Origin of the sequence: Paenibacillus alvei DSM 29 (genome assembly GCF_000293805.1) — a bacterium.
Lineage (GTDB): Bacteria > Bacillota > Bacilli > Paenibacillales > Paenibacillaceae > Paenibacillus_B > Paenibacillus_B alvei.
Genome location: NZ_AMBZ01000023.1, coordinates 79,988 through 92,055 on the forward strand (window position 1 = coordinate 79,988; position 12,068 = coordinate 92,055).

General features: G+C 38.2%; 12 protein-coding genes. All 12 read left to right on the top strand.

Annotated features, from left to right (window positions below):
• Positions 1–105 precede the first annotated feature (105 nt).
• The 12 genes from PAV_RS31730 to PAV_RS31780 all read left to right on the top strand — a co-directional run bounded on the left by PAV_RS31730 (position 106) and on the right by PAV_RS31780 (position 12,055).
• Complete coding sequence (locus PAV_RS31730; RefSeq protein WP_005552675.1) at positions 106–1,458, top strand: hypothetical protein; 1,353 nt, start codon at positions 106–108, stop codon at positions 1,456–1,458.
• 18 nt (positions 1,459–1,476) lie between these two features.
• Entirely contained in the window at positions 1,477–2,589 is a 1,113-nt protein-coding gene (locus tag PAV_RS31735; protein WP_005552676.1) for an SAF domain-containing protein, read from the top strand.
• Positions 2,590–2,609: 20 nt separating this feature from the next.
• Positions 2,610–3,311 (top strand): hypothetical protein, encoded by a 702-nt coding sequence (locus tag PAV_RS32980; RefSeq protein ID WP_005552677.1) that lies wholly within the window; start codon positions 2,610–2,612, stop codon positions 3,309–3,311.
• 2 nt (positions 3,312–3,313) lie between these two features.
• Positions 3,314–3,490 carry a hypothetical protein gene (locus PAV_RS35160; RefSeq protein WP_005552679.1) on the top strand — a complete coding sequence of 59 codons (177 nt, stop codon included), beginning with the start codon at positions 3,314–3,316 and terminating at the stop codon, positions 3,488–3,490.
• Positions 3,491–3,528: 38 nt separating this feature from the next.
• Positions 3,529–4,152, top strand: a complete 624-nt coding sequence (locus PAV_RS31745) for a hypothetical protein (protein ID WP_005552680.1) — start codon at positions 3,529–3,531, stop codon at positions 4,150–4,152.
• Between the two features lies 1 nt (position 4,153).
• The gene (locus PAV_RS31750) at positions 4,154–6,010 is read left to right on the top strand and encodes a hypothetical protein (RefSeq protein ID WP_005552682.1); all 1,857 of its coding nucleotides are present in this window, start codon (positions 4,154–4,156) and stop codon (positions 6,008–6,010) included.
• A complete protein-coding gene (locus tag PAV_RS31755) occupies positions 6,010–8,067 on the top strand; it encodes a hypothetical protein (protein WP_005552684.1) in 2,058 nt (685 codons plus the stop codon). Before PAV_RS31750 ends, PAV_RS31755 begins: the two co-directional genes overlap by 1 nt.
• Before the next feature lie 127 nt (positions 8,068–8,194).
• On the top strand, positions 8,195–8,686 hold the full coding sequence (locus tag PAV_RS31760) for a hypothetical protein (RefSeq protein WP_005552686.1): 492 nt from the start codon (positions 8,195–8,197) through the stop codon (positions 8,684–8,686).
• Between the two features lie 68 nt (positions 8,687–8,754).
• Entirely contained in the window at positions 8,755–9,144 is a 390-nt protein-coding gene (locus tag PAV_RS31765) for a hypothetical protein (protein ID WP_005552687.1), read from the top strand.
• A 20-nt stretch (positions 9,145–9,164) separates the two neighbouring features.
• Positions 9,165–9,719 carry a hypothetical protein gene (locus tag PAV_RS31770; protein WP_005552689.1) on the top strand — a complete coding sequence of 185 codons (555 nt, stop codon included), beginning with the start codon at positions 9,165–9,167 and terminating at the stop codon, positions 9,717–9,719.
• Positions 9,706–10,698, top strand: coding sequence for a hypothetical protein (locus PAV_RS31775; RefSeq protein WP_005552691.1), 993 nt, complete (start codon positions 9,706–9,708; stop codon positions 10,696–10,698). The genes PAV_RS31770 and PAV_RS31775 overlap by 14 nt, the downstream gene beginning before the upstream one ends.
• A gap of 418 nt (positions 10,699–11,116) precedes the next feature.
• Complete coding sequence (locus PAV_RS31780) at positions 11,117–12,055, top strand: copper amine oxidase N-terminal domain-containing protein (RefSeq protein WP_005552692.1); 939 nt, start codon at positions 11,117–11,119, stop codon at positions 12,053–12,055.
• Positions 12,056–12,068 lie beyond the last annotated feature (13 nt).

A 12,068-nucleotide genomic window follows, 5' to 3' on the forward strand; every position in this document is an offset into this window, starting at 1 on the left:
GATAGGTCTAATGACATTGTTCATAGAAATGAATATATGATCTGATAGAACTATATAGGCGTGACTAGAGAATTGTTTTTTTAGAAATGGAAAATGGGGGTGTGAGTGTTGTTTGGGATAATCTCAAGTCCGGAGAACCACAGTGAAATAAAGGACGCAGTTGGAGCAGGTGACATATGGGTCGATAAAGTAGGTTCCTTTACACCAGAGACGTTTATACAGCATTGCCAAGCTGCTGCCGCTGTACAAATTCAGACTCTAATCATAGATGCTGGATGTACGGATGACTCAACCCTTATAAAAGGGGTTCGGCAATATCGTCTAAAACGAGATCTCACGCGTATCGTTGTGATTTGTCCAGGAAGAGAACCAGGCGATACTACAATAAATACGCTACTAAAGTTCCAAGTCTATGACTTTGTAGCACCTCGTATTGAAATGCTGGATACATACGAATCAGAAGAAGATGATGATGAAGACGACAATTCTGAGAATGAAGAGGAGCTCGTTGAAATACAAAGACGATATCCACTTTCCTATTACATAGAACAGCAATTACGAATGCCCTCCAGCTATGCAAATGCTGCAAGATGGGATACTGGAACAGATTATTATCTGACCCAGGAAAAAACCAAGAATGAAAGCAATAACGATAAAGAGCCCAAAGTAGTTCAGAAGAGTATTGATCCTTCATTGATTGAGGAAATTCAGAATATTGAGATCCTCCCACCGCCGATTAAAGAGCGTCACACGTTGGTAGAAACCATTTTCGATACGATTACTATAGCTGTAATCGGCGTTGAATCTAATGTTTGTACAACTCACACAGCTTTACTCATATCGAATTTCTTGAATGATTATGACTATAAGGTAGGTATAGTTGAGGCGAATGATAAGCGAGACTTCGAAAAAATGGAGTATGCATATGAAGGGATGAAGGGATATAAAAGTGAGCAACGCTCATTTTCCATAAATGAGGTTGATTACTACAAAACAAGCTCAACATTAGATATGGCTCATTTAAAAGAAAAAGCCTATGACTATTTAATCTTGGATTTGGGATCCTATGAAAAATGCAAATATATTGAAGAGTTTCGGCGGGCGTCGGTACATGTTGTTGTAGGCCATGGGAGTGAGTGGAGACAACAAAAAATATTTGAGTTTAACAAAGCATTTGAAAATAGCGATCGAACCAAATGGATCTACTGTATCCCATTCGGTGATGAATTAACGCTTAAAGATATAAAAAAGGAAATTGGACTGGGCATTGTTGTTTCCCTACCTGCTCATCCTAATCCTTGGGAAGGGCAAAAAGATACTGAGAGTATCTTGTACTCCTTCTTGCAAGATTATCTGGGACAGCGACGCAGCATGAGCAAAACAAAAATACTATATGGGGTCATCATAATCGCTGCTATTATCATCATCATTTTACTATTGTTGTTATTTACGAAATAAGTGAAAGGGGATTAATTTATGGCCAGACTTCGACCTCGGACAAAACAATTCTTAATGACCGGTGGAATTGGGGCATTAATAATGCTTCTGATCTGCATGATTACTGGTTTCCTTATCTTCAACTATCTGAGAGATGTACAGAATCAAGAGCGAGCATCTTTGCAAAAAGAGTTAGAAGAGACACGTGAAAAATTAGATAAGCAATTAGACTCTCGTCAAAATGTTTGGGTATTGAAATCAGATGTTAAAGCTGGAGAAAAAATTACAGCAGATAAACTAACAGTGCTTCAGGTTCCGAAAACACTAATCCCAGAAAATATAGCAGCAGAACAACATGCAGTCGGTAAATTTACCAAGTTTGATTTAAAACGCAATACAGCATTATTGCAGCCTATGTTGTACCAAGAAGGAATTACTCCCGATGATTTACGTCGACAAGAACTTAAAGTGATTATGCTCCCACTTGAGCTTAAGAAAGACGATTTTGTGGATGTACGGGTCGTGTTCCCAGACGGTCAAGACTTCATCGTATTGAGCAAGAAGAAAGTCAAAAATCTAGCTAACGGCGTCGTTTGGTATGAGATGGATGAAAGTGAAATATTACGTATGTCTTCAGCTATTGTTGATGCCTACGTTAATGATGCTCAAATCTATGCATTGCAATACGTTGATCCTTATGTTCAGGAAAAATCAACCATAACCTATCCTGCTAATGAAAAAGTCTTGGATCTGATGAGAAGAGATCCGAACATTGTCAAAACGGCATCGATTGAAATGGAAAAACGATTACGGGCACGATTAGAAAAAGACTTAAATAGCATTGATCCGTTGGATTTGCAGAAATATGTTTCTCGTCAAACGGGAGCAGCGATGAGTCAGAATTCAAGAACAACTGAACCAGAACATGATTTACCGCCAGTTGCGGGAGGAGAACCGACATCTTCGATGCCTCAAAACATCGTGGGCGACAAGACAAAGGATGCACCAAAACAGGAGCAGCCAGCTCCAAACAGTCATCCTCAATCAGATAAGGGTGTTCCAGTTAAAGATGGAAATTTGAACGTTCCAAAAGAAGAGAGTCAACAAAATAATTTCAGCGAAGATATGAAAGAAAGTGTTCCTGTTAATTGAAGCATACAAGGGGTGCCGGAATGAAACAGATCTTATTTATGGGAGCGTGCGAGAAATCAGATTTGTTAATATACATCAGCAAGATTCTCTCAGCTGCTTCACTAAAAGTCCTTCTCGTAGATGCAACTTTATCGCAGCGTTATTTCTATCATATACCTACCATTGATCGAGAAACGAAATTAACAGAATACGATGGTTTTGATGTAGTTCGTGGTTGTAACAGCTTGAGTGAATTAACGGAGTATTTTTCGAAGAAAGATGAAGAGCTAAATGATTATCAATTTGTCTTAATCGACTCAGATAATCCTGATAACGTAGCCGGTTGGGGAGAATTGTATAAGCAGTTTATCGTTTCAAATTTCGAACGATATACTGTCGAGAATAATATCAGTTTGGCTGATTCATTTTTCGAGAATAAGGAAAAGCAGTTGGTTGAATTTGAACTGATTATTCATCCATCCATTGACTGCAATCTCGATTCAAATTACCCGACAGCGACATTGGATCATCTTCCAATAGCGTGGGGCGAAGAGACATTTGAATTTTTGTATGAGGAGCAAGACTACGGTGTTAAGGTAAACAATCAACACGAAAATAGAGTGACATTGCGAAAGCTCAGCCGGTACATGAAAAAACAATTGATGATGATCTCACAAATAATTTCAGGACTACCATATGGTGATATTAAAGCAGCCTTTCGGCTTGCAGAGAGGAGCAAGTAATCATGGGACAAGTATCCTTTTGGAGCCCGATAAGTGGTCAATGCAGTAATACAGCTAATGCTGCGGTTGTTGCCAGCATTACAGGTTTAGAATACGACATTCGTACTTTACTAAGTCAAACAAAATTTTCGAATTCAACTTTGGAACAACTTTTTTTGAAGTCAAAAGAGAAAAAATAGGGGCTTTGTATGATTATTCTGACACTGGGATTGACGCAATGGAACGCTTAATTCGTGCTAATCGTTTAACGCCAGAGAGTATCAAGAATAATTCGATCCCGTTAGAGAAAGACAGATTGGATTTATTGCTGGGAACTTCTAAACCAGATTTCGAGCTCTATGAAAACTTACATCATGTAGTAAATGTTTTGTTCCAAGCAGCTAGTGAATATTATCAAACCATCATTCTGGATGTTCAAAGTGGTAGCAATAACATATTGACTAAGGAACTTCTTCGCACCTCAGAATTAATCATCGTAAGTCTCACACAAAATATAGATGTCTTAGAACAGTTTTTTGTTCATAAAGATTGGCCTGTTGAAATGCGTAATAAAAAGGTAATGGCAGTCATCAGTCAGTACGATCAAAACTCAAAATATAAATTGTCTAACATTAAACGGCACTTTAAAGTAGATATCCCTATCTATACAATCCCATACTGTACTGATTTTAAAGATGCCTTCAACGATAAAGATGTTCTTGGTTGGGTTCGAAGAAACCGCAATATCAATAAGAAACATGCCAACTATTACTTCTTGAGTGAAGTACGACGATTAGCAAAGGGAATCCTTGATGAGCTCGGTGTAAATACTCAACTGAAGCTCATTGAGAGGGGAGCATAACATGCTAAATTTAATTCTAATTTGTCTCATTTTATTGGGATTGATTGGATACTTGGTCTATAAGCTTAGAAACCCTTATGGTACTAACAAAAAAGCATCACTCATTGATTACGAAAAGTTCTCAATTAAACAAGTGACTGAGTTCATTAAACAATCAATTAATGAGATGACAAACAGTGATATCTATGATAAGGCTCTTGATCAAGAAGATTACGAAAGAATTATGAACAATAGGGCTGAACTGAAAAGTGCTCAAAAGGGATGCGCGACGGGAAACATATACGACAAGATATATGTAAAAGATTTCATCTTTGACCGTCTTCTCAAATACTATGACTTTACTGATCAAACGATAAATTTAGTTATTCCTTTCGATGAACCGGATAAATTGACGGTTCAGGATAAGTTCGATATTCTCATGCACTGCTTCAAGAAAGAACATGGATACGATGCACTTGGAACAATGATTAAAAAATATGATTTGGATCGCCTAAAGAAGATAATTGAGGACGGAACAACGAAATCATACATCATAATAGAAGACGAGATACATGAAATATACAGACTAGAAATCGTAACTCCATTATCTTTTGAAGACAAACTCCATGTGATCGCACAGCGTGTGTATCAAGGGTATAAAGGACTCGGTGTTATCGACGAGATACGAGATATGCGAATTGATGGGGTTTCCGGAGGTGTTTCTGGCCAAATCCGTGAAATAAACGATATAGACGATGAAATGAATTTCTATAAACAATTGGCATCTTCAAAAATGGGACTCAATTCAGTTTGGATCATGTACAAAGGTAAGACGATACATTTATCATTTCTTAGTTTTCAAACAGAGATTGAGCTTAAACGAGTTTGCCAAAATATTTATAAGTTCAATAACCCAGGTCCTCTTAATGAAAGTAATGGTTTTATCGTTAATGATATGTGGGACGGCTCCCGTATTGTTGTATTCCGTCCACCATATTCTGAGTCATGGGCATTTTGGAATCGTAAGTTTGATGGTACATATACCGAAGTTGAAGAATGGTTTGATTCGAAGAATGCCGCGAAGAAAATTGAAAACACGGAATTACCGATTGAATTTTTGAAGTTCTTAATGAAAGGCGCTAGGGTAACAGCCTTTACAGGTGAGCAGGGCGCCGGAAAAACAACTCTTATGATGGGACTTGTTAAGTATATATATGCTTGGTTACCTATCCGCGTCCAGGAAATGATGTTCGAGCTGAATTTACGTAACCGATATCCTGAACGAAATATAGAAACGGTTAGAGAAACAGATACGGTTTCAGGTCAGGAAGCTTTGGATTCCTTAAAGAAAACAGATGGTAGTGCAAATATTACATCTGAGGTAGCAACTCCAAAGCAAGCATCGTGGATAGTTCAGAATGCAGGAGTGGGTTTCTTATTCTCTTTATTTTCTCATCATGCGAAGACGACAAGAGACCTTATTTATTCCTTACGAAATTCAACCATGCAAACTGGAATGTTTTCAAATGAAAGAACGGCTGAATCACAGATTGTAAGATCGATCCCTTTTGATGCTCATTTAACAAAGGACTCGGCTGGATCTGGATTCAGATATTTGGAACATATAACTGAGATCATTCCAATCACTGAACAAACGCTTTCATCAGACTTCCATGAAGCAGCTATTGAGTTATTAAAGCGAATGACATCTCCGGATATTTTTGAGACTAAGGTAATCATCGGCATAGAAAACGACAGATATGTAGCTATAAATCGACCATCAGAGACTCAAATCAGAGACATGAAACGATTTATGGAACCAGAAGATCAAGTTGAATTTGATGCTTTCCTTAAAAAGCATTGGAAGGTGAGTGCCTAATGTCGTGGGAGATCACTGGAATAGCATTTTTACTGTGCCTATTATTTTTGATGGCGTTTGTGATAATCGCTATGAAAGAGGATGGAAAAACAAGCCCGGCCAATGTATGGAGAAGGTATTTCACTAAGCAGCGGATAGGAGCTCGGATAAACCGAATTCTGTTGAAATCCTATGTGGTCTTTGACCGGATTCCTGTTTTGTCAAAATATAAGAATAAAGTTCGTAAACGCCTGGAAGTATTGCAAGTTTATGATGAATTGAACATTAGAAAGCAAACCATGAAGATATCATTGATTGCGCTGAGTACGGTTGCATTTTCCTCACTAGCAATCATTATCTTCAATGAAGATGTAGTAACTACCTTCTTAGTTGTTCTTGGAGCTGTTGTAATAAATGGATTAATAACCGATACGTTTGTACATCGGATTGAAGATAGGTTATTAAAAAACTCTGTAAATATGTTCGAAGATACAGCGGTCATTTATGAGGAACTGAATATCGTAGAGGATGCAATATTTGAAGCAGCGCAATCAGCACATCCAGATGCCGCAAAGCATGGCAACAAAATTTATGAAATTCTCCAAGATAAAGAACCAAAGAAGGCGCTTGAATCTTATCATACTGTAAGCCCTAATCGCTGGTATAGATTTTTTGCTCGTATGGCTTTGTGGGTTAAAGAATATGGGGATCGTCAGGTAAAGAATGGTTCATTATTCAAACAGTCTATTGGTAAATTAGTCTCTGAGATGAATTATGAATTACGTCGAAGAGATAGATTGAATTATATCCTTAAGGGATTAGCAACTGTTGCTATTCTTCCAGTTCTATTTACTGGTGCGTTACGGGATTGGGCAAAGAATAACTTTCCGATCATGGATGAGTTTTATAACAGCAAGGCTGGGTTGTTAATTCTGATTTCATTTTATGCCCTTGTTCTTATCTCGTACCTGATCGTTAGGAAAATGCTTGAGAACGATGAAGCAAAATATATGGGCAATAAAAATCGGATCGAGTGGGAAAAATTCTTATACGAGAAAACACCAGCGCGAATCGTAGTAGACTCGTTGAAACCGAAGTCTTTCCATTCGAGGTACAAAAAACTATCACTTCTACTTAAGCAAGCAAACTCTCATTTAACAGTTGAATGGTTGTATATCCAGCGTATTGTAGTCACAATTCTATGTTTTATCGTAACCATTTCAGTCTTTGTGTTGATGCATATTAATACTACATCAAACATTCTTTATAACCCCATTCAAGGGTTTGGCATGTACGGGAAGCTATCCGAAGCAGATTTAAGTAAGGCAAAAGAAAACACTGCATTCGACCGTGGGATCATCAGCAAATTAAAAAATATGAAGCAAGTAGATAAAGAGACGATTGTTCAAGTAGTAAGTGGGGAGTCGGATGTAGATCGTAATGATAAGACTGTACTGTCAGCAGCAAACCGCATCTATGAAAAATACAACCTATTACAAGTTGAGTATTTTAAATGGTGGGAATTAGTCACAGGCATTTTGATAAGCATGATAGCTTTTAATTCTCCTGTATGGTTATTGATTTTGCAAAAGAGGATCAGAGAAATGGAAATGCACGATGAAGTGGATCAATTTAATTCCGTTATATCTATTCTTCGTGAATTTGAAAGAATGGACGTCGAGACATTATTGGAATGGCTGGAGCCTTTTGCAGTTATTTTTCAAGAACCCATTCGAAAATGCATTAATGAGTATAGCAGTGGGTGTTTGTCTGCCCTGGAGAGTATGAAAGAAGAATCACCGTTTCCTGAATTCCAAAGACTTGTTGATAAGTTTATTAATGCCGTAGAGCGTGTCCCTTTGCGTGTTGCATTCGATGATTTGGAAAGAGCACAAGAACATTACCGAGAAATACGCAAGGAACATCACAATCGAATTATAGAAAAAAAGGCATTCTACGGTAGCGCCTTGGGGTTAGCCCCACTTTTCTATCTTGTAACCATGTATTTGGTCGTACCTATGATTTATTTAAGTGTTTCAGAAATGGGATCTTCCATGCGCCATATACGCAATCTTTAACTGTTGCTAATTCAATTTCATAAATGGGGGTAAGGATATGATTCATCTGTATAGTTGTGTCCCTCCATGAAATTAAAAAAAGTGGGGCAACAACTAAATTAATCTATTATAGGGGAGAAGATGAAAGATGAACGTAGCAAAGAAAGCATTATTCGTAGCTGCAGGGTTGTTCTTGGCAATCGCACTTATCACTTTGGTTGTTAACTTGTTTGATTCAGCTAGTGAAGCAACAAAAGCAGCTCAAAACGATTTTAGCGAAGTGCAAGAAACGTTAGCAGCTACGAAGTTTAATCTTTATGAAAATGGTATCCAAACGGGTAGCCAAGTAAAAGCGGCCATTCGAAAGTTTGCTAAATTGGAGAGCTTTGGCGTTCAAGTTAACACAGGAAAGAATAAAAATAACGGACAAGCAGGTGCTTGGTATGGAAATACTGTGTCACTTGGTTCAGGCCCCTCCGACCCTTCTTACGGTACAGTAGTTAAAGGTGGAAATGGGAAGATGGAAAATGCCGAAAATGAACTTTTAAATGACTACATTAATCCTTCTGGACAATTTAAAGGGCAAATTATTAGAGATAGCAATAATGCTATCCGTGGAATTATCTTTACTCAAAAATGATTTAGCTATGCGGCCTCCTTCCTTGCAGGGAGGAGGCTAAACCTTTACTAATAGGAGTCAATGTCATTATGAGTAATGTTTCTAAAATGCTGCTATATGCTACTGGAATCATGCTTTTCCTTGTTGGTTTATGGAATGTCGTAGAAATGAACTCAATCAAAAGTGAAATGCTAGAAAAAGCAGATGAATTTATTTACGATCAAGACCTCGATTTATACCAGTACCCGGTAATTGAAGGAGATTACGAGGTCTCAGGCGCCACTCTAAGACAATCTATCTATCACATTAACGAAACAAATATCACGGTTACAGTGCAAACCATTAATGGATTAATATCTTTTTCTCCAGGATTAGTAATTGAGGAGACAAATCTAACTGGAATTCAACTCAACCAAATGTACAAACCAACATATACGAGAGCTGCTGATGGCAATATTACAAGAATAGATTATCAGTAAAATTTGAAAGGAAGGTCATAATGACTAGAGTTGTGTCCATCCTCTTTGCTGCTTTTATCGCCGTTATACTAATTTACTTATATCCGATAAGTAAGAGCTATGATCAACAAGATCAGATTGCATTTAATATTGTACAAAAGGCTACAACTGAGTTTGTGGATGCTGTAAGAAGTAATGGGTATATCACTCCAAAGATGTATGAAGATTTTATTAGAACAATAGATGTTACTCAGAACATGTATGATGTTCAAATGCAGCATGACGAGAGGAATTATAACCCGATTTATCATGATCCTGCTAACGTAGGGAGTTTTCAAGAGAAATATGAGGTCTATTATGAATCATTTTTCACGGAGCAAATTATGAAAGTTCTCTTCCCTGATAACGGTAAGGATATTTCTGATCCAAGTAGACGGTATGTTCTTCATACCTATGACTACTTTTCTGTGGTAGTAAAAAACACGAATACAACGAATGCAACTCTCATGAGAGATTTTTTAACTAATTCAGTTACAAGCGAACCGACACGTATCTACATCCCGTATGGGGGGATGGTGTTAGATGAAAATATCTAATTTAGGAATTATATTCGTGATCATCGTTTTCCCTATGTTTTTCCATAGTGATGCAAGACTCGATGAGCAAAGGAGCGCTTCTGAAACTATAATTCAATATGATTGGGCGATCCGAACAGCTGTCCAGGATGCAGGGGTATCACTGACGTTTCAAGAAGCAAAAATAAATGCTCCTCAATACGATTCTTATAAAAACTTCAAGATTAACAAAGAAGAAGCATTAAGGTCATTCTATAAGTCATTGTATATTAATCTTGGTATTTCAGATGATGAACTAGCACAAGAAGTCATGCAGCGTTATATTCCTGCTATAGCGGTCGTCGCCTATGACGGCTACTGGATTTATACCGAAGAGAAAATGAAAGATCAAAATGGCGAAAATGTGATTCGAACTGTTTGGAAGGAGAAAAAACCGTATTCCTATTCAGATGCGCAGGGAAATAGTGTTGGTTTCACTTTAGATGATTATGTCTTTGCTTATGATGCTACGACATCACAGTGGTACGAGGGGCCAAGAGATATGGTATCTCAAGACGTAAATGGACGAATACCATTACTCAATGATCCAAGTGTGTTTGATCAAGTACGAAGAACAACGATAGTAACATCAATTCAAAAAGACCTTGCTCATTTTATAAACGCCCATAATCAGTATTCTCGGTTACTAGGTATATCTTATACTTTCACTTTACCCGAAATTGATCAGGAAGAATGGAATAATACAATCAGTGACGTTTCTTTTCTAGCATTCATACAAGGCCTACCGGTTGGCCAAAAACAATACAATCGATACGCATTTGGCGGGGGCCGCTTAATCAAAACGGATCAAATATATGGGGCCGAACAAAATGGGATAAGGATTTATTATCGTTCAAGTGAATGTAACTATCCTCAAGATCAAGTTATCGAGAAGTTCACTAGTGAGAAGGCCGCAGCTGCAGCTGGTTACTTCCCACGTAGATGCACAAATGGACGTTAGTACATTCTGGCTTTGGGATATCTGACGGGATTAACCGAAGTCTCTGAATTCAATATTATTTCACCTAGGGTTGATGAGCAGGGTTTGTAACCGTCAGACATTCGAGTGCCTGAGGGCATCGTAGGCTTCAGCTCCACTGAAGCCAGCGGCCTAATCTGTCACTTGCCGCATGCGACTCAGCGTATCAGGGCACATGAAGAAGTCAAGGATTTGCCGCTTTGCGTTCCTCCTTGACTTCTAAGTTCAACTACCTCATCCAAATCGCTTAAGCAATTTGGTGAGCCTCTAGTTGAACTACGTGCGATGCTTCACTGAGAGCTGACTCGACCTGATAGGCTTGTGCCAAGCGGCAAGCATACCGGCCGCCAATTGAAATTGAAAAATACCATAATCGAAGGAAAGGCAAAGGTGATAGTTTATGAAAAAGTTACTTCTTAGCTTGCTTGTTAGCTCTCTTGTTCTTAGTTCTGTGTTACCGGCAATTGGAACAGCTCAGGCTGTCGAAAAGAAAGTTGAAATTGTCCTTGATGGAAAGAAGATTAATCTAGGGGATTCTAAACCGTTCCAGGACAAACAAGGGAGCGTCATGGTTCCGATTCGCTTCGTGTCCCAAGCCTTGGGCGCTGATCTTGGATATGGTAAAGAAAACGGAGTAACGAAGGTTGTTGTAAAGGATGAAAAGAATCTCGTTGAAATGACAGTTGGTCAAACTAATGCACTTGTAAACGGTAAGACGAAAAACTATGGCACTAAGATTGTTTTGAGTAATGGCCGGACATATGTACCGCTACGCCTTGTTGGTGAAGGTTTGGGCCAGAAAGTTGAATGGGACAAGGTAAGTCGATGGGTTTGGATTGGTGACAAAAGCTTGCATACTCCTGATGAATTAGGGGCGAAGAAAGAGAGTATTGATCCGTACATGAAGTGGTTTAAAACGAAAAAGAGTTTGCTTAAAAATAGTAAAGGAGAAGAATACAAGCACGTAATGATCTTTAAAGAGTCCCTTCTTCCTACAACATTACTTCGGGACACCTTAAGCATTGAACCTTTTACCGATCCAAAATCAAAAATAACGTACTTAAAAATCCGATCCAAAACAACGGCAACGGCTGGCCCTATCTATTATTTAACTACAAAAAATGATATTCGCTATCGCTATCCATTAGATGATATGACCATTAAAAATGACGATGGTACAAGATATAGTTTCTACAAGATATGGTCACGTGCAGATAATACTCTACATGGGATTGTAGACAAGGAAAATCTGAGTCTAAAAGACATCTCGTACCTTGGTTTTGACGGGGCATCTGAAGAATATATTTCGTTGATGGTTAATCCTTGGAAGGGAAAGTAAAATCCAATGGGGA